The sequence below is a fragment of the Pseudoalteromonas sp. NC201 genome, from assembly GCF_002850255.1.
Classification (GTDB): Bacteria; Pseudomonadota; Gammaproteobacteria; order Enterobacterales; family Alteromonadaceae; genus Pseudoalteromonas.
Genome location: NZ_CP022523.1, coordinates 535,834 through 555,933, shown reverse-complemented (window position 1 = coordinate 555,933; position 20,100 = coordinate 535,834). Strand labels below are relative to the sequence as shown.

The following is a 20,100-nucleotide window of genomic DNA, read 5'->3' as shown; positions in this document are numbered from 1 at the left end:
CAGCACATGATTCAGACCTGAATAACTCAGGTTTAGCCCCGTATGTACGGGGAACACTGGTCGAGATACTGGGTTTTGAACACGCTACGCGGTTTAGCCCCGTGTGTACGGGGAACACTTCAATTAAAACCTTATGTAGTAGTTCCGAGTCGGTTTAGCCCCGTGTGTACAGGGAACACTCGTGAATTAGTAATGTTTTCAGGTTTACTAGCGGTTTAGCCCCGTGCGTACGGGGAACACACAACCGAATCCCACGCAACGCCTAAAATACGCGGTTTAGCCCCGTGTGTACGGGGAACACACCCAGCAGTCTCGGCTGTGTGGTAACAGGTGCGGTTTAGCCCCGTGTGTACGGGGAACACGGATTGCAGAAAAGTAGTGAGCTACCACGCTGCGGTTTAGCCCCGTGTGTACGGGGAACACTACTGAGAGCGTGCATTTGTGAGAGCACTGGACGGTTTAGCCCCGTGCGTACGGGGAACACTCTCGTGTTACCTTTTGTGTTGGTTCTGGCGGCGGTTTAGCCCCGTGCGTACGGGGAACACGCCTGACATTTTGCAGAGTTACAACGCAAACCGCGGTTTAGCCCCGTGCGTACGGGGAACACTTTGGTCGCTGTGGATTTGTAGAGGTCGTGCACGGTTTAGCCCCGTGCGTACGGGGAACACGGTTACGGATTCAAACTACCGTGATTTAGTTGCGGTTTAGCCCCGTGCGTACGGGGAACACGCTGCAAAGCAGTATGCAAAACGATTTCACTCCACGGTTTAGCCCCGTGCGTACGGGGAACACTTTGAACAACCAAGCGTAGAAGAAATGCAGTTCGGTTTAGCCCCGTGCGTACGGGGAACACAATCTATTACAAGTGCCACAGGAAAGAATTTCCGGTTTAGCCCCGTGCGTACGGGGAACACTTCACCAAAAGTGAATATGTTGCCTCAAGATTCGGTTTAGCCCCGTGCGTACGGGGAACACTACTCAGCCCAACCGCCAATGTGCAACTGCACCGGTTTAGCCCCGTGCGTACGGGGAACACGTGTACAGCTCAGCGGTGTTGCCACTGGGTAACGGTTTAGCCCCGTGCGTACGGGGAACACTATGAGCGTACGCCTTTTGGTCATAAACCACCCGGTTTAGCCCCGTGCGTACGGGGAACACGCGAGTACCCGCCGTGGGCGGCTCGATATATTCGGTTTAGCCCCGTGCGTACGGGGAACACACAAATGCGCCTATTTCTAGTTTGGCTGAATGCGGTTTAGCCCCGTGCGTACGGGGAACACCTTTGCTAATTCAGGACGCGTTAGGGGTTGCCCGGTTTAGCCCCGTGCGTACGGGGAACACAGTTGTTACCAACCCATACAGTCGCCCCCTCTAGGTTTAGCCCCGTGCGTACGGGGAACACTCTGTGTCAGGAAATGTTCCCAACCCAATAACCGGTTTAGCCCCGTGCGTACGGGGAACACCATGCCAAGTGCCACAAGCCGTTTGAATATAACGGTTTAGCCCCGTGCGTACGGGGAACACCCTCTCCATCGTGATAAGCAATGATGGTCAAGCGGTTTAGCCCCGTGCGTACGGGGAACACGCGCTGTAAAGTAATAGGCATAAAACATACAAGCGGTTTAGCCCCGTGCGTACGGGGAACACACATTGGCCGTAATCGCGGTAAACGTTGGTAGCGGTTTAGCCCCGTGCGTACGGGGAACACTAGATATCGAGAAATCAACAACAATACAACATCGGTTTAGCCCCGTGCGTACGGGGAACACGGTTACGGATTCAAACTACCGTGATTTAGTTGCGGTTTAGCCCCGTGCGTACGGGGAACACGGTTACGGATTCAAACTACCGTGATTTAGTTGCGGTTTAGCCCCGTGCGTACGGGGAACACCCAAAGAACAAGCTCCAGCGCCTATTTTTGAACGGTTTAGCCCCGTGCGTACGGGGAACACATCAACGGAGCTTAGGGCTTACACCAATCAAAAGGTTTAGCCCCGTGCGTACGGGGAACACTAGAAATGTTGTAACGATTCCCCCTGATTTCGCCGGTTTAGCCCCGTGCGTACGGGGAACACAAATAAATTTAATTCCTGTTATTTATCAATGCCGGTTTAGCCCCGTGCGTACGGGGAACACCTAATTTGTTGATTTCAATCATTATAACCCCGCGGTTTAGCCCCGTGCGTACGGGGAACACGTTTACAAATTCGGTGCGAGTCATATACAACCCGGTTTAGCCCCGTGCGTACGGGGAACACTGTTCGGGTGGTATTAAATGAATGGGGTTTACCGGTTTAGCCCCGTGCGTACGGGGAACACTATAGCGGTTAAGTTCATGGCGCTAATGATTGCGGTTTAGCCCCGTGCGTACGGGGAACACACCAATGTGTACTCTTATCATTGCTGAAGTAACGGTTTAGCCCCGTGCGTACGGGGAACACCGCACTACAGGCGCAGCCTTTTCCGCGACCACCGGTTTAGCCCCGTGCGTACGGGGAACACTTTCACATCAGATGGCGCAACCTCTTTAATGTCGGTTTAGCCCCGTGCGTACGGGGAACACGTATTCCTTGTAATCGGCTGGTGGCTTAATTGCGGTTTAGCCCCGTGCGTACGGGGAACACTCTAAAGATATGTCACTGTTTCTATTAACAAAAATCACCATTGCAATTTTCACCAAAAATATTGGGTACAAATTCTACGTATGTTTACTCGGCTCAATTGTTAAAGATCGGGGGTTTCTCTTCAAATAATGTATAGCCAACAGACTAATAAACTTCACTATACCTGCTCAGCAAAATCGATGAGTTCCTGTCCTGTTAGGCGATAAATAATCCACTCGTTTTGTGCTTTAGCACCGATGCTTTCATAAAAGTCGATTGATGGTTTGTTCCAGTCAAGTACCACCCACTCAAAGCGACCGCAATCCTTTTGTAGTGCAAGTCTTGCGAGGTATTTCATGATCCCTTTACCTGCACCAACACCGCGCTTATCTTGTGATACATATAAGTCTTCAAGATAAAGACCGTGCTTGCCAAGCCAAGTAGAATAATTAAAGAAATACACTGCAAACCCGATTGCTTCGCCATCTAGTTCACAAATAACGCTGTGTGCTCTGGCTTCTTTACCAAACAGTTTCTGTTCTATTTCTTCCACGGTATTGAGCACGGCATCTGGCTCTTTCTCATAAATTGCAAGTTCGTTGATAAAGTGCAGTATCGTCGCGGCATCAGCTACTTCTGCTGGGCGAATTGAAAGGCTCATAATGGCTCCTGTATGTAGGTTTTAGTCAGCTTAACAAATTGTAAAGGGGGATGACAGCACCTTTCAGGCAGCAGCAAAGTGAACAAACTCTCCAGCTCGTTCGTATAACAAGCCAACTGATTTTTATTATAGGACGAGGTTAGTATGCAAAGGGTCATCTTTGCCTTTTTGATGTTGCTATTCAGCACTCAGGGTTTCGCAAGCACCAGTACTCTTGTAAATCAATTTATAGAAAACCCTCAACAAGTCGGCAAAACAAGTCGAATGACCTATTTGTTTTGGGATGTTTATGATGCCAGCCTTTATGCCCCCCAAGGAGTCTACTCTCAAGATCAGCCTTTTGTGTTGGCATTAAGATATTTACGCGAGCTAGACGGCAAAGAGATAGCAAAACGATCACTGAAAGAAATAGAGAAACAAGGGTTTACTAACTCAAGTCAAGGTGAGCGATGGCTGGCAGAAATGGAAAAAATTTTTCCCAATGTCTCTAAAGGCACAATGCTATTTGGCGTAAGAACACCTGGGGGAACTACGCAGTTTTACCAAGATAAAAAGCTTATTGGCGAAGTGAAAGATTCGGAATTTACGACCCGCTTTTTCAATATTTGGCTCGGTGAAAAAACCTCCGAACCTGCCATGCGAGCTGAACTTTTGGGCCTGAAATGAGAATAATTAATGCTCCTTTTCCCTCAATTTCAACATCAATACTTTGTTCAACAAGACATAATAGAAGCAATAGCACTCAAAGAGGCCTCAAGCCTAAGGAGAAAACAATGCGCATCACTCTTGCAGTACTCACCTTACTTTTATTGTCGGCTTGCAGCTCCGGGATTGACGGTAAAAAGTACGCTACACTTAAACCGCAATTTGACCCCTACGAGTTTTTTGTTGGTGATGTAAAAGCGTGGGGAATAGTCCAAGACAGAGATGGCAACTTAGTTCAACAGTTTACTGTCGATATCAAGGGCTCTATTAACACCAAATCTGAACTTATTTTAGATGAGTCCTTCAACTATTTGCTCGGCGACGGGGTTCAAACGCGAGTTTGGACTATTACAAAAGCTGCAGGCAATAAATATACCGGCCGCGCCGACGATATCCTCAACTCAGCATCAGGCGAAACCTTCGGCAATGCAATGAATTGGCAGTATAGAATGGACCTACCCGTTGATGATACCAGTTATGAAGTACACTTTGATGATTGGATGTGGTCTTTTGACCAAACCACCCTTATGAACCGCTCTTATATCGAAAAGTTTGGTATTGTGATGGCCGAAGTAACAATATTTATGCAAAGGCAATAATAATTACGCCAAATCAACTTCAATTTAACCTTCTTACTCGTGTATTTGTCTACAATTTGTAGACAAATACACCGACTCCACTAAAATCCACACTATTCTCGTAGCACGACTAGTGCCCAACACTGAGAAGTGCTCAATAAAAAATGCCGCACCAAAAAGTTTTATTGCTGAGTAAAGCGCAAGAAACTGCGGCAAGATCGTAGCTAATAAGAACCAATAGGAACCCCCACCATGATAAAGAAGATACTAGCTGGAGCCGTAGCGCTTGCGCTTGTCGGATGTGTTAATACCGAAAATGAACAATCCAATAATGCGGCATTGACACAATCTGTGAAATATCCAATCACTAAAACAGGCACCGTTGTAGACAACTACTTTGGCACGCAAGTAGCGGATCCATATCGCTGGTTAGAAGACGATAAAAGTGCAGAAACCGCAGCGTGGGTAAAATCACAAAACGAGGCAACACAGGCATATTTATCGCAAATTCCATATCGTAAAGACATCGAAAAGCGCCTCACCGAACTACTTGATTACGAGCGTGTTTCTCAACCTTTTAAACACGGCAACTATACCTATTTCTACAAAAATGATGGGCTGCAAAACCAAAGTGTTTTGTACCGCCAAAAAGAAGGTGGTGAGGCTGAGGTATTTTTAGATCCAAACACCATGAGCGACGATGGCACAACATCGCTTGCAGGATTAAGTTTTAGTAAAGACGCCTCATTGGTGGCTTATCAAATTTCCGAAGGTGGAAGTGACTGGCGTAAAGTGATTGTGCTTAACGCCGAAACAAAAGAGCAGGTTGGTGAAACGCTGGTAGACGTTAAGTTTAGTGGTATTTCGTGGTTTGGTAATGAAGGCTTTTACTACTCAAGCTATGACAAACCTAAAGGCAGTGAACTTTCTGCAAAAACTGACCAACATAAGGTGTATTACCACAAGATTGGAACACCTCAAGTTCAAGACAAGGTCATTTTTGGTGCCACTGATGCGCAAAAACACCGCTATGTTTATGGTGGTGTAACAGACGATAAAAAATATTTGGTGATCTCTGCTGCGGTATCTACCTCAGGTAACAAGCTATTTATTCGTGACTTAAGCAAACCAGATAGTGACTGGGTAACAATTTTAGATCATACCAACTCTGATACCAGCGTGATCCACAGTGAAGGCGACACATTGTTCCTAAGCACGAACTTAGATGCGCCGAACCGTCGTATCGTTAAAGTTAATGCGAAACAGCCACAACCAAAAAACTGGCAAGATGTGATCCCAGAAACCAACAATGTACTATCGGTTTCAACAGGTTCAGGTTACCTATTTGCGACTTACATCAAAGATGCAATTTCATTGGTAAAACAATATGACTTCAAAGGTAAACTGATCCGTGACATTGCGCTTCCAGGTGTAGGCACTGTGAGTGGCTTTAGCGGTGAGGAAGAAGATAAAGTACTTTATTACTCATTCACTAACTACAACACCCCGAGATCTATCTTTGCTTTCGATGCAAAATCTGGCGTCAGCGAATTATATAGCTCAGATAAAGTAGATTTTGATTCAGATGCTTACGTGTCTAAACAGGTTTTTTACACCTCGAAAGATGGCACCCGCGTACCGATGATCATCACCCATAAAAAAGGGCTGAAACTGGATGGTAACAACCCAACTCTGTTGTACGGTTATGGTGGGTTTAATGTCAGTCTTAAGCCTTACTTTAGCCCTACACGTGCAGCGTGGTTGGAGCTAGGTGGTGTTTATGCTGTAGCAAACTTACGTGGCGGTGGCGAATATGGCAAAAAATGGCACAAAGCAGGTACTCAAATGCAGAAACAAAACGTCTTTGATGACTTTATTGCTGCAGGCGAATACTTAGTATCTGAAAATTATACTTCAAGTGAAAAGCTTGCAATTAACGGTGGTTCGAACGGTGGTTTGTTAGTAGGTGCAACGATGTTGCAACGTCCAGATTTATTCAAAGTGGCTGTACCTGCGGTTGGGGTACTTGATATGCTGCGTTACCACACTTTTACTGCAGGAGCTGGCTGGGCTTACGATTATGGTACAGCGGAAGACAACAAAGAGATGTTTGAGTACCTGAAAGGTTATTCACCTGTACATAACGTAAAGGCTGGCGTAGATTATCCAGCAACCATGATCACAACAGGTGACCATGACGACCGCGTAGTACCTGCACACTCTTACAAGTTTGCAGCTGAGCTACAAAGCAAACACACAGGTCCGAATCCGACGCTTATTCGTATCGAAACCAATGCCGGACACGGCGCAGGCACACCAATAAGCAAGACGATTGAACAGTATGCCGATATTTATGGCTTTACGCTTTACAATATGGGAATTAAGTCTCTTTAAGCATAAGCCAAGCTTGAAAAGCCATCTGTACAAGCAGGTGGCTTTATTCAAATAAGAACTTATCTATGATCAGTTGCCAACAGTATGATTATATCGAGCTGGCGTGCCTAAAACGCCTAGTGGTTACTATTGAGATGAAAGGTGGTGAAGTTGTGCGTGGCAGCTGCAAAAACACGACTATAGTCGACGCTCAGGAGTGTTTAGTTTTAGAACAAGAAAGCCAACCAGTCACCATGGTGCTGACAGAAATTGCCAGTATCTCGGCCGATACTGACAACCCCTATTTTACTACATTAAGATTTTAGTGATAACGCCATAAAAACACTTAACGGGTTGTCGCGGTACATACCAAAGCGTTCACATCGCTCAAATCCCAAGCTCTCATAAAGACTTATCGCACTGGCTTGCTTAGAGCCGGTTTCCAGCCGAATAAGTGGGATCTGCGCTTCACCCGCATAGTGAAGCAAAATTTGCATAATACGTTTAGAAAGCCCTTTACCTCGATAGCTAGGTTTTACGTATAAGCGTTTAATTTCACCGTATAAGGTTTTATCAAACTGCTTTACAATCGCACCGCACGCTACAATGCCCTCTTCATTTTGTAAGCCAACGGCATACACGTTAGGTTGGTTAATTTCTTCTATTGATAAAGACTGTGCACTTGCGATTGGATATAAGCTGTTCATAAGCTTATCGATTTCAGAAAACACCGCGACTACTTGTGGGTCATCTGACTTTAACTGAATTAATTGCATACCTGCCTCTGAGAAGTAAGGCCAATTTGTCCTGCGCCCATAAACGTGAGCAATATTATTACTATTCTGACCGACGTCAAACTATACCGAGTTAGAAATAATAAGCAAATTATCGAGGTGAGATGATGGGCTGAATGCCTGCGGAAATTTGATAATATCGCTATAAAAATAAAGTAACAATCTGTTTTAAATAAATAAAATATAAGAACTCTGAACTGTTACAAAGTGTAAGGTGATGGTATGAATTAGATACTTTTAGGTAAATAAGAATTTTTCATTCTTATTCTGTCTGGCGAGCATCATGCTTTATCGCGCCGCTCTTAAGTATTGTTACTTTGGTTTCTACAGACTGTTTGCTCTTGCTTGGAAAGCTCAGTAAAGTCAGTAATAACAACACGCTTGTTAGCGCTACAATCAGCGGAATAGAGGTATGCGAACTTGTGTGTGATGCTCTATGGGGCATAAACAAACCTACGAAAATTAATTTGCCTTCCCTAAAAACCAATCCTTTTTAACCAAAAACAAAAATAGCACTTAGTTAAATATGATTACTTTTTATCACACCTAAACTTTTAGTGCTATATCACTTCAAAAAAACATCAAAAAGTATTAGGGCCTGTTTATCTTTCAAGTTTGTTTTTGCAGCAGTTTGATTGGTATTTATACAAGGCAGAGCCTGCGTAGCATAGTTGTTCTATGTGAGTCAGGCGATAACACAGTAGAAATGCCAATCAAGCGCTGCCCTTTGGGTTCACCTGAGTGCGCTTTGTTCATTGTTGCTCAACTTTTGCCTAGATTACTAGGCGGCAAGTCGAGCGTCGCGACCAAAACACACTCAGGAGAACAAAAATCAAACAGCAAAGGTCAACAGGCCCTAATTCAATCTTTTACCAATGACATTACTGTTCATTCACTTTCCACCTATCCAACTAACGGGCCTCAACCAAAGTTATTAGCTTGCAGCTTGAAGGTTGAACTGTTTATTCACTAAGCTTTGGTAAAGCGAAGAGTGTTGCATCAAATACTGATGATCTCCCTGTGACTCAATCTCACCTTTGTTAATGACGATAATATTATCAGCATCCATAACCGTACTGAGCCGATGCGCGGCGATAATTGTAGTACGACCTTTTTTTGCATTTTTCAGGGCAATTTGAATAGCTGCTTCACTTTGTGAATCAAGGCTTGCCGTTGCTTCATCCAACAGCAGCAATGCAGGGTCTTTTAATAGTGCTCGCGCTAATGCAACTCGTTGCCTTTGTCCGCCAGACAAAGTAATGCCACGCTCACCAATTTGAGTATTCAACCCATCAGGTAGTGTCGCTATAAACTCTGCTAAATCGGCCGTGGTAATGGCATGCTGTAATTGTTCATCATCTATTGCCTTAAAAGCACCGTAGACCAAGTTTTCATATAAGGTGCCGCACAACAGCGGGCTCTCTTGCGCAACGTAGCCAATTTGCGCTCTTAAATTGGCTCGGTCTAACTCTTCAACATTAAGCCCAGCAATTTCAATGTAACCACGTTGCGCCTGATAAAAGCCCTGCAACAAAGCAAAGAGTGTAGACTTACCAACTCCTGATGGCCCAACTATAGCGGTCGTTTTTCCACTTAAGAATTCACAGCTCAAGCTTTTAAATACCGGTTTATCATTAGCATAACTAAAAGATAAATTGCGAAAATAAATTGACTTATCAGTCAGGCTAATCGTATGACCACTTTCATTTGGTGGTGTCGTTGCTAAGATCTCATTAATACGAACGGCCGCTCCTTTTGCTTTATTAAAAGCGGCTACCACCATGCTTAACTGCCCCATCGGCAACACAATGTTCAGTAAAAACATAATAAACGCAACAAAAGCGCCTAGGGTCATCGCACCGTTGGCAACCCTTGATGCGCCAAACCCTAGTACTAACACTATCGAAGCCATGATCACTAAATTCACCAATGCGCCCATGGTAGCTAAGAGCGTATGTTCTGACATTGCGGTTTTATAGAGTGACTTCAATTCATTGTTATTATTTTTAGCTTCTGTTTTCTCTGCACCTTGTGCTCTTATTAAGCGGATATTAGCAAACAGCTCGGTTAACCTTCCTAGCATAGAGGCTTCAGTATCTTGTAATGACTTAGACAGATCCGTCAGTCTTACGGAAAACGGTAAGATAATCAGAAAACTAACCGTAACTGCACTGAGCATCACGAGTGTCATTTGCCAGTCTAAAAACCATAGAATAATAAAAGAACCAAATAATGAAACTACACCAGATATAAAAGATACAGACTGCTCACTCACTAGGTTTTCAATAATTTCAGTGTCTTTTACGATGCGATTCGCCGGCTCCCCAGCCCTTGTGTTATCAAAGAAAGAAACAGGCAAACGAATGAGGTGCTGAAAAAGGTCTCCGCGTAATTTAAGCTTTTGCTCATTGCCAATTTTACCCATGATATAAGTCATCAACCCTGTTAGCACAGCGGAAAATACTAATACCATAATTAATATGACTACCTGTTCATTTGAAAAATGACCATTTTCTCCAAGTTCTTCCAGCAGATTTTTCGTTTGCAAAGGCACTAATAAACCTAAAATACTAGAGATCAGTGTAAACAAAACCAGAGTTGATAGTAATAGGCGACTTGGCCGCGTACGCCTGACTAGTTGAATTAAAGATGATGTATTGTTCATAATTATTATGTCCCCGTTGAATAGACAATATAATAATTGACCTATTTTTGGACTTAGTCAATTTAAAATTGACCTATTGGTCATTTTTAAATTGACTGTATACTGCAATGTGAACAGGAGGAGCTATGTCTGATAAGCGGAAATTAATACTAGCATGCGCGGAGCAGTTACTTTTAGCTGAGGGCGATAGTGCCTTTAGCATGCAAACTATCGCCGATAAGGTGGGCATTTCGAAAGGTGCTATCTACTTACACTTTAAGTCAAAAGACGAACTACTATTAGCCGTTTTTGAGAGTCAAACAGCGGATCTGCTGGATAAAATAAGAGCGATATTAGAAAGTGATAAATTGACTCCAATTGCCAAGTTAAAACAACAAATCCGCTTCCAGCACGAAGATTTACAGCAGTACCAAGCGATGTTTCAACTCTTATTGCAGGAGGAGTCACTGAGCTTTTCAAATAACTTGATCATGTTCTATCAAGAGTTTCGCTTAACGTGGCTTACGCTACAAGAAGGCTTTTTACTTGAAAACTATGGCGAGCAAGTTCGTCCATGGAAAACCGATCTCGCGATGACGCTTGATGGCATTATAGCTAACTACCTTTCGCTTCCCGTGATCGAAGGTATTGATTTCGACACTGAAAAGCTGGTTAATTGGGTAGTCTCATGTATGGACTCAATTTGTACAGCGCTACCAAATCAAGCACTGTTGCCGGTATTAACCGAGCAGGACTTCCCGTCCCAAAAAGAGATCGAAGCCAAAAAACGACAACTCCACGAACAAAAAATCCAACAAGCTTTTATACAGCTCCAAGAAAAGTCTCAGAAGCTAAAACTCACACCACAAAAGCGTGAGATCGTAGACCACACAATCGCTCTATTGGAAGCTCAACTACAAAGTAAAAACCCCGATACCGTATTAATCAGGGCACTTATCGCAGGACTTAGAGACTACAGGGGGTTAAATACTCAGCGCCAGCTACTCGCAGAAAGACTCAATGTAGAGGCGGTGTAATCCACTGAGTAATGTGGTACTCGTACGGTTAGAGGAAAGCAAAATCTTGCTTTACACTGCTGACTATTTTTCTTTTAAGAATAAGACTCTCTTAATCAATCCATCGACGACTTCATAGGTCGCGATGGCTTTATAATTTGATTTATATTCCTCACCATCACGCATTAGACAAAACTCTATAACCTCAGTATCTACAACAAAGCGCCCTTGGATCTCTCTGTTACTTATTTTGGCGCTCAGGCAAGTGACCCTATTAAAAAGCTGTGTATAGGTTTTCTTCAGTTTTTCTTTCCCGGAATACGCTATTCCACCAGGAAAGTAGTGAATTTCTACATCATCGTGATACGTTGCGACGAATGCATCTATATCTCGCTTGTTATAGGCCGCTACCTGTTGCTCAACAATCGCGGTGATATTCTCCTCATTAGTCAGGTCTTGCTGTGCATAAGCTTGGCCACTATACGTAAGTGCGTTGAGTGAGCCTGCGATGACCACTGATAAATAACGTTTCAACTTGGAATCCTTTTATTATTTTTAACCATATCACCCTTTTTGGGGTACAAAGACATATTACAGTTTATAGACTTGATATAGCAAATCGCTTAGTCTCAACGTGAAATCCGTCATCGTTTATAGCCGATTCTTTCTAAGCCATTCGCTCAGTTCAGTATTACCGTGCGCATCGGTATGCCTGTGGGTCTCATGAATACCGTACTTAGACTCAAACTTCTACGATCTACAAGCTTTACACATTCTCCTAAACCTCTCTAGATTGACCACAAATCCAGCAAGTTAATCATGAACTGCTATATTGTTTTATGAGGATATTATGGGGGGATACGATGCTAACAGCACTAAAAGACAGTATGCCAATTTTGATTGTTACATCTGAGTGGTATGTCAGTCACACAACCGCCGTTGCGGAAAAACTGTTCGCTCCCGTCGATAACGTCATCAATAAACATCTTGAAGACTTATTCATCTTTCCTTTATGCGTAGAAGAACAGCAAAAGACGATTGCTGATGGTTCTTTGATACAAGTGTCGTTGCGCACATCACCAAACGTACAATTTTTGCTGTCGTTTTATGATGTTCGCAGTAACGAAATATTTGTACATATTGCCGAGCTCTCTACTTATTATTGTCAAAATCCATTAGAAGACGAACAAACTCGAATTTTGCGCCACGCCGTTAACAGCGCAAACCTAGGTGTTTGGTGCTACGACCTCCTAAACAAGACTGCGTATTTTTCTCCTAAGTTCAAATCACTGATAGGTCTCCCGGCCTCAGCAGAGCTTGACTGGGACACCTTAAAAAGCATGATTTACCAAGAAGATCAGCCGCTATTTGCCGAGCTACTCGCTCACCATATTGAGCAAGGACTTATGCTGCATTTTGAGTTCCGACTTGAGGTTAGAGGAACAATTCATTGGTTTGAATTTAAGGGAGAACAAGTTAAGTATTGTATTCGCACACACAGTGTTTATGGGATTTTAGCTGACTGTACTCACGAAAAAGATATGTTAGTCGCATTACATGATGCAGAAGAAAGTAAAGAACTTGCGATGCAAGCGGGGAAAATAGGTACTTGGCGAGCAATACGAGTAGCGAATCAATGGATCTGGAATTGGGATCATCAGGCCAATGATATTTTTAAACTTTCGGAAGACGATATTGGCAATTTACACCTCTGGGAAGCAAGCCTTCACCCCGACGATAAAGTACGTGTTACGCAAGCGCTAGAAGCCTCATTGAATTCAGGCAAAATCTTTGAACAGCGCTATCGCGGCCTGCTTAACGACCAGGACATTGTTGTAGTGTATGCCAAAGGTGTTGTAGGACTTGATGAACAGGGTCAGCCAGCACGTATTGATGGTGTTGTTATCGATCAAACCGATGTATATATTGCCCAGAAAAAGCTCCAACACATTAATCAAGAGTTAGAACAACGCGTCGCAGAGCGCACCGCCGATCTTGAAGCCGCGATTATTAAAGCCGAGCAGGCCAATCGCACTAAATCAGACTTTTTGTCCATGATGAGCCATGAACTCAGAACCCCAATGAATGGTATTATTGGCTCCTTAGATCTCATGGCGCTCTCAGATCTAGATGAAGACAACCAAGAACTCTTAGAAACTGCGTCTATTTCAGCCAATAATTTAGTCTCAATATTGAACGACATTTTAGACTTAGCCAAAGTTGAACAAGGGAAAATGGAGCTTGAAAGCTACCCATTCTCCCCTTCCAAAATGCTCAATAACATTATCAAAACCTTCGAAGCCCACGCGCGCGACAAATCAGTAAAATTAACGGTGCATGAGGACATAAAGCTACCGCTAGAAGTGATTGGCGATGAAAATAGAGTGCGGCAAATTATCTTTAACGTTGTCAGCAATGCCATCAAATTTAGCGTTGCAGATAGAGAAGGCGGTGCGAAAGTCACCATCAATGTGCACTGGGCGTGCGAGGGCGTAGCCTTATCTCACTTGATATTTAAGATAGAAGACAATGGTATTGGCATTGCACCAGAAGTCCAAAAGAAACTGTTTACCCCCTTTACACAAGCCGAACGCTCTATCACGAGAAAGTACGGCGGCACCGGATTAGGGCTTGCAATATGTGGCAAGCTTATTGACTTAATGGGCGGCAAGGTCGCCTTAAAAAGCAAATCCGCTGAAGGCTCAACTTTCACCATTACCATTCCTATTTGGCGTCCAAGAACACAGCAGCAACCCAATATTATATTTAATACGCTTTATTGGTTAAGTGATGCGCCTTGGCAGAGTTCGTTGGCGCTGACTCAGTTGTACAATGCCTGCACGCATTTTTGCAATGAGATCAAAGTCATCGAGTCACCCAGTGAAATCAAAGAGACTGACGATACTGCACTTGTTCGTGCTGTCACAACGCAAGCCGCCCCCTCTGCAGAGCAAATACGCTCACCTATTCCAGAGTTAGTATTTGTTGATGAAAAGGCGTTTGCTAACTTGAACAGTACAGCGTTAACCACACCAAAACCAATTGCACCGCAGACTCAATACGCTATCGGCCAATTATTGAGCAAGCTGAAAGTAAGTCAGCAAAGTGACGAGACTGATTTAGGTGAATTAAACGATCTCAGTGAACTAGATGCGCTCCTTTCACTAGACGATAAAGTATCTAGCCCTACCGATGATGAATCGGATACTAGTGGTAAGCAGCATATACTCCTTGCCGAGGACAACCCCTTTAACCAAAAACTCATCGTCAAACAGCTTTCTAGACTTGGAGTTTCCTGTGATATCGCCAATAACGGCAAAGAGGCCTTGGCGATGTATAAAAGCCAGCAATATCAGCTTTTGTTGACGGATTGCCATATGCCGGAGATAGATGGCTATGAATTAACTAAGTTAATTCGCGCATTTGAGTCCAAAGAAGAGCGCAGCGCCATTCCTATTGTTGCCGTCACAGGCGCTGCTATGAAAGGGGATAAAGAGCTTTGTTTAGATAGTGGCATGAATGACTATGTTAGCAAACCGGTGCGATTACAAGAGCTTAAAAACACCTTAGGTAAATGGTTAGATATGGACTTTACACAATGAGCAAAACCCTCAACCCTCAGGTGCTTATCGATTTAATCGGTGATGATTTTGCTACGGCGAAAAAGTTTTACACCGACTTTCTAGTACAATCGAAATCTAGTTGCGCAAAAATTAAAACTGCTTACCAAACTCGTGCCTTTCAAGCGTTAAAAGACGAAGCCCATTACCTCAAAACCTCCGCAAAAGCAGTGGGTGCAGAGGTACTAGCTGAACATCTACAGGCGTTAGAGTATTCGGCACTTGATAACAACACCACTGAGTGCGCCGAAAAAATAAAAGCGATACACCATGAGATCGGCAGCGAGTTTGTTCGAGAATTAAAAGCCTATTTAACCTCTCAGTCGCAAAATTAAAGCGCAATCGGCTGCTCAGCAAGCACCGCTTTGAGTCCTGCGCGTTCGAACTTCACAACATCTTCTTGATGCTGGTAGTGATAGACCCAAATATTTTTAATGATGTCTTCACGATAGCTCATCAACAACTCATTAAGGGAGCAGTGACTGGGATTGTTTGCAAGACCGCAATCATGAAAAATAACTTCGCCGTTACTGACGTGATGATGGAGCAGCTCAGGAATAGCTTTGGTATCACCACTGTAAAACAAGCTACCTGGGAGATGTAACGAAAAAGCGCTATTGGGCTCATGATGACGAACGGCATAACTATGTATACGTTGCCCACGATGAAGAAAGCTTTCTGAAATTGGATATAAACGGAAAACCTGCCATACGCCGCAAGTCCCTTCGCTCAGTCCGGTGTACGCGAGCATATTACACAACCCAACGATTAACTCTGCTGGGGCATATAACGTGATTTGGTGCTGACTCAATGCAGCCTGAAAGTAAAGCTGCTCCAATCCACTAACATGGTCATAATGAAGGTGGGTGATAAACACAGCATCGGGTAATGACGAAAAATGCTTTTTATAACGCGACACCGTATCAAAGCCACAATCTATCAATAACCAAGGTAGGCCTTTATGGGTCAATACACAGGCAGAGCACCCGAGAGTTGCAGCGCTGGCGGCACTTCCAACTCCTAAAAAGACTGCTGCGTCTGGTTTACAGTGACTATCAACGAATGATTTCGGATTGACAGCGTGTAGCTTGGTCGTGTCTTTCATTGCACTGTTAGGAAAATAAACAAACAATAGTGCCAGACTACATTGTCGAATTTACAACCACATGACAGTCATATCTGCAAACTTTTGGTTCAGCTCACTATTTGATTTCGCTATTTTGACCACTCAAAAGTTCGCTACCTTCTTAATCTATTGATTTTTTTATATCTTCATTCTGGTATAACTATTGCTGGATGATAACATCATGTCATCACCACTATGGAAAATAACAACAATGAAAAAGCTCTTCACCAGTTTAGCTGCACTTAGCCTTTTATCTGGCTGTGTTGTGCATATCTCTCCAAGCGCAGCAGCAACCAAAACACTCCATAAATCTTTGCAACTCAACGCTGCAGACATCAGCAAACTTGATGCAAATACCACCTCGGGTAATATCCAGATCATTGGATACGACAATCAACAAGAGATCCAAGTGGAAGCCTCCGTGTTAACCACAGAAGCAGAAAACTACCAACTTACACTGGAAAAATCAGGTGATACCGCCATATTGGTGGCCGACTCAGATACAAGTTCTGGTGTACAATGGTATCGCAATAATAGCCCTAGAATTGACTTAACCATCACCATGCCAAGCCAACTTGCGCTAACACTTGATGACAGTTCGGGGGATATAGCCATCAAAAATATCAAAGGTTTTATCAAACTAGATGATGGCTCTGGCAATATCACGTTGGAAGATATTCAAGGTGCTGAAATTGATGACGGCAGTGGCAATATCCATATCACTAACGTCCAGCAACTTGTTATCGACGATGGTTCTGGCGACATAACCATAAAGGGATTAGTCGATACACTGGAGTTGGAGGATGGCTCGGGTAATATCAATGTGGCTGGCGGCACAGATATAAAAATAGAAGATGAGTCTGGCGATCTAACCCTTCGCGGTTTTAGCGGCAACGCAGATATCATCGATGGCTCTGGCTCACTGGTTGTTGAAGGCGGACGCAATATTAAAATCGATGATGAATCCGGTAATATTCGAGTTCGTCACGCCCAAGGCGATGTCACTATCGTTGATGGTTCAGGCAATACGGATATCGAAGCAGTGAAGGGCCACGTTCAAATAGAAGACGGCGCTGGAAATATTCGTGTGGTAAATGCCGGTTCCTTGACCATTACCGAATCAGGCTCAGGCTCGGTGAAAATAGATAGGATAGCTGGAGCCGTAAAACTAGATGACTAGGCCTGCTGAATGATTCTAGTGTGGAGCAATATACGATTGCTCCACAGTCAGTAAAGTTCAACATTAACTCGAGACTATGTGTAAAGTCAGCCCGTCTTCCTGACAAGTGTCGACGCCCATCCATGGGCTTCTTTGGTGCCTAATGACAAGGCACTCTCCCATCCCCCAACAAACTTAACTTCTCGGCGGGTAAACCGTCTTATATGGACTCCTCCAATTGTACAAGCCATTTTTAGCATTATTGGTGTGATTGCGTGCTTATATCCGGGCTCTTGATGAGGTGCTACCTCGGCCTCTTTGATGTATTCGCGCCCTTGTGCCTTCTCTCCCACGCGGTATTTGTATACACCTGCGGTTTAACAGGTTCTCAAGGGTGGGTCTCACCGCTTAATGCTCTATCTTGGCTTGTTCAATACTGGGGGTAATCTCAGTATGCTTTCTGCTTTTACGTTCTATTTATCTTGATTTGTTCTTCTGTTACTCAGTGCTACACCGCTAAGATTTTTGGCTCGTATGTTGAGCCGTTTTTAAGTAAGGCATAGGCTGTTCTAACCGTTTTGTTGGCCAATGCAATGGCAACACATTTCACACTCTTCTTGGCGAGTAGATTTTTTATCCAGCGTTCTTTCTCTGTGGTCGCTTCTTTATGTTTTAGCCTACTGACTACCGTTCTTGCACCGAGAAACAGGTTTTTCCTTAATGTATTGCCTCGTCTTTTGGGGATATGGCCTATCTTGGCTTTTCCGCCTGATGAGTGCTGTGTCGGTGTTACACCAGCACATGCCGCCGCCCCTCTGGCATTACTAAATTGTGAGGTATTGCCTAAAAAGGATAACAGCTCTATCGCGGTAATTGGGCCAACACCTTCTAATGCCATTAAACGCTGGCAGCTCTCATTTTGCTTGGTTATCGCTTCAACTTGTTTATGTAGCTGTGCTTTAGCGTCGCATTGTGTTTTATATAGGTCATAACTCACCGCGAGTGCTTGTTTTAATGCGATGGGGAGCGCATTTTCAGCATCTTCTAAAATATCTGGAACGACTTGTGTTAACGCAGCATCGCCTTGATTAATAACAATACCAAACTCTAATAGCAATCCACGTATTTGATTTGAAAGCTGAGTCTTTTGTTTATCTACTAAGGTTCTCGCTTGGCTCAATGACTGCAACGTTTGCTCTTCAACTGTCATGATTTTACAGGGCTTTACGTTATATGCTTGGCTTGCACTGGCAATAGCGAGTACATCATTTGCATCGGTTTTTTGGCCTTGCCTAAACGCTTTAACGAACTTAGGGGGAAGCAACATGACATCATGCCCCAGCGACAGCGCTTTGCGAGCAATATGCTGGGCGCTACCGCAAGCTTCCATCACGACCTTTGAACCCTCGGCTTTTGCTAGCAACTCAAACATAGGTTCGCGTTTCATTGGCTTATTAAACTTGAGTTTATTGCCTTTCAGCTGTGCTACTTGGAAAATGTTTTTTGCCAAGTCGATAGCAATTAAATTAGACTGTGTCATGTATGGACTCCTTATTTGGTAAAAGTGTTTTGCAATATCTTTATACCGTACTCTCCCGTTAAGGGGGAGGAGTCCATACATCTCCTACAACACTATTTGCACTGTGAATTAGGAAGCATTCTGCGATGATAGCTTTTACAATGCTTTAAAGCAGCTTAATCGCTAAAATCGTAGACGATCTCACAAGCAACTTATTCCCCCTCCATCACAACCGAAAAGCATAAGTCGATATGCAATGTGCCGACAGGATGTCGGTCAAGCCTTGTCTGGCATCATGGACGTGCCTTACAAGACGGTTGCGATACCAATTGTATTAGGTAAATGAGCAATTTGAAGCGGAGAAATAGCTTTAGTAGCTAGGCAAAAATTTTGCTATTTAGTTGTTCTAAATGAGAAATTTTTAACGACGCTAATATGGTATTTCACCCTTCAAATTGATTGGAGACTTAGTGCAATTAGTATTATATATCGGCTTAGGGTTTGAGGATTAAGTGTGATGCTGGGGCGACGTTTTCTTGGTTCGTTCTTTTTCGTCGTTTAAAAAGAATGAACGAGAAGCGCATGGATGCGCTTTGATACGAGCCATGGAGGGTAAGACTAATATGTCCTCCTGACGGATTTCGACGCCCATCCATGGGCTACGACTATCTTTTCTTTGCTTGCCCAAAGAAAAGGTAGCAAAAGAAAAGGCACTCCCAACATCACACTGACTCCTCAAGTAAATTACCAATATGAACGTCACCACGGTGTAAGGGCCATCCTTGGCCCTGTCACCGCTTTTCACGCATCCATGCGTTGAAATGACTCATTGGCAATTTACTTTCAGGTGTGATGAGGGAGATACAAGGCGCTGATAGTTTTGTTTGGTGCTTGCAGGAAAATTAGCTGCTTTTGAGAGAAAAACTAGTGCACACGGCCAATACCACACCAGAAAATATAACTGTTCGGCGAGTGAATCACCTCCCACAAAACTATTTAGACTGTTAATTAGGAGTTCACACCGATCGTTTTTGTGGTGCTTGCAAACAACTATGTTTCTGATGGCTTTGTGGACAGCTAACAGACAACTTATTCCCCCCTCCATCACACCCGAAAAGCATCAGTCGATATGCAATGTGCCGACAGGATGTCGGCTAAGTCTTGTCTGGCACAGGGACGTGCCTTACAAGGCGGTTGCACTATGTCGGCTTAGGATTTGAGGATTAAGTGTGATGTTGGGGCGACGTTTTCTTGGTTCGTTCTTTTTCGTCGTTTAAAAAGAATGAACGAGAAGCGCATGGA

General features: G+C 43.8%; 14 protein-coding genes and 1 CRISPR repeat array. Of the genes, 8 read left to right on the top strand and 6 right to left on the bottom strand.

The features are described 5' to 3' along the window. Window positions 1-28 precede the first annotated feature (28 nt). Window positions 29-2,624: a CRISPR direct-repeat array (repeat unit 29 nt; unit sequence CGGTTTAGCCCCGTGCGTACGGGGAACAC). Window positions 2,625-2,781: 157 nt separating this feature from the next. Continuing rightward, a complete protein-coding gene (locus PNC201_RS20365) occupies window positions 2,782-3,264 on the bottom strand; it encodes a GNAT family N-acetyltransferase (protein ID WP_010603960.1) in 483 nt (160 codons plus the stop codon). 144 nt (window positions 3,265-3,408) lie between these two features. Between PNC201_RS20365 and PNC201_RS20360 the strand changes: the two genes are divergently transcribed. The 4 genes from PNC201_RS20360 to PNC201_RS20345 all read left to right on the top strand — a co-directional run bounded on the left by PNC201_RS20360 (window position 3,409) and on the right by PNC201_RS20345 (window position 7,246). Then, window positions 3,409-3,930, top strand: coding sequence for a chalcone isomerase family protein (locus tag PNC201_RS20360; RefSeq protein WP_102058221.1), 522 nt, complete (start codon window positions 3,409-3,411; stop codon window positions 3,928-3,930). Window positions 3,931-4,037: 107 nt separating this feature from the next. Beyond that, window positions 4,038-4,568, top strand: coding sequence for a DUF3833 domain-containing protein (locus tag PNC201_RS20355; RefSeq protein ID WP_010603962.1), 531 nt, complete (start codon window positions 4,038-4,040; stop codon window positions 4,566-4,568). 231 nt (window positions 4,569-4,799) lie between these two features. Further along, on the top strand, window positions 4,800-6,941 hold the full coding sequence (locus PNC201_RS20350; protein ID WP_102058220.1) for a prolyl oligopeptidase family serine peptidase: 2,142 nt from the start codon (window positions 4,800-4,802) through the stop codon (window positions 6,939-6,941). 65 nt (window positions 6,942-7,006) lie between these two features. Continuing rightward, window positions 7,007-7,246 carry a Rho-binding antiterminator gene (locus PNC201_RS20345; RefSeq protein ID WP_102058219.1) on the top strand — a complete coding sequence of 80 codons (240 nt, stop codon included), beginning with the start codon at window positions 7,007-7,009 and terminating at the stop codon, window positions 7,244-7,246. Here the strand turns inward: PNC201_RS20345 and PNC201_RS20340 are convergent. Both PNC201_RS20340 and PNC201_RS20320 read right to left on the bottom strand, forming a co-directional pair. Beyond that, entirely contained in the window at window positions 7,235-7,696 is a 462-nt protein-coding gene (locus PNC201_RS20340) for a GNAT family N-acetyltransferase (RefSeq protein WP_010603965.1), read from the bottom strand. The two genes, PNC201_RS20345 and PNC201_RS20340, sit on opposite strands and share 12 nt — an antisense overlap. Window positions 7,697-8,648: 952 nt before the next feature. Beyond that, window positions 8,649-10,379: an ABC transporter ATP-binding protein gene (locus PNC201_RS20320; RefSeq protein WP_102058217.1), complete on the bottom strand. Its 1,731-nt coding sequence runs from the start codon at window positions 10,377-10,379 to the stop codon at window positions 8,649-8,651. A gap of 125 nt (window positions 10,380-10,504) precedes the next feature. On the opposite strand from PNC201_RS20320, the gene PNC201_RS20315 reads away from it, so the two are divergent. Then, complete coding sequence (locus PNC201_RS20315; protein WP_102058216.1) at window positions 10,505-11,395, top strand: TetR/AcrR family transcriptional regulator; 891 nt, start codon at window positions 10,505-10,507, stop codon at window positions 11,393-11,395. A gap of 63 nt (window positions 11,396-11,458) precedes the next feature. Here the strand turns inward: PNC201_RS20315 and PNC201_RS20310 are convergent, their stop codons facing one another. Next, window positions 11,459-11,908, bottom strand: a complete 450-nt coding sequence (locus tag PNC201_RS20310) for a nuclear transport factor 2 family protein (protein WP_206471703.1) — start codon at window positions 11,906-11,908, stop codon at window positions 11,459-11,461. 329 nt (window positions 11,909-12,237) lie between these two features. Between PNC201_RS20310 and PNC201_RS20305 the strand changes: the two genes are divergently transcribed. After that, window positions 12,238-14,976 carry an ATP-binding protein gene (locus tag PNC201_RS20305; protein ID WP_102058215.1) on the top strand — a complete coding sequence of 913 codons (2,739 nt, stop codon included), beginning with the start codon at window positions 12,238-12,240 and terminating at the stop codon, window positions 14,974-14,976. Further along, window positions 14,973-15,329 carry an Hpt domain-containing protein gene (locus tag PNC201_RS20300; protein ID WP_010603970.1) on the top strand — a complete coding sequence of 119 codons (357 nt, stop codon included), beginning with the start codon at window positions 14,973-14,975 and terminating at the stop codon, window positions 15,327-15,329. Before PNC201_RS20305 ends, PNC201_RS20300 begins: the two co-directional genes overlap by 4 nt. On the opposite strand, the gene PNC201_RS20295 is transcribed toward PNC201_RS20300, so the two are convergent. Beyond that, the gene (locus PNC201_RS20295; protein ID WP_102058214.1) at window positions 15,326-16,099 is read right to left on the bottom strand and encodes an MBL fold metallo-hydrolase; all 774 of its coding nucleotides are present in this window, start codon (window positions 16,097-16,099) and stop codon (window positions 15,326-15,328) included. The genes PNC201_RS20300 and PNC201_RS20295 overlap by 4 nt on opposite strands. A 232-nt stretch (window positions 16,100-16,331) precedes the next feature. Here PNC201_RS20295 and PNC201_RS20290 point away from each other — a divergent pair, with 232 nt between their 5' ends. Further along, complete coding sequence (locus tag PNC201_RS20290; protein ID WP_102058213.1) at window positions 16,332-17,300, top strand: hypothetical protein; 969 nt, start codon at window positions 16,332-16,334, stop codon at window positions 17,298-17,300. A 487-nt stretch (window positions 17,301-17,787) separates the two neighbouring features. Here the strand turns inward: PNC201_RS20290 and PNC201_RS20280 are convergent, their stop codons facing one another. After that, window positions 17,788-18,819: an IS110 family transposase gene (locus tag PNC201_RS20280; protein ID WP_158299146.1), complete on the bottom strand. Its 1,032-nt coding sequence runs from the start codon at window positions 18,817-18,819 to the stop codon at window positions 17,788-17,790. Window positions 18,820-20,100 lie beyond the last annotated feature (1,281 nt).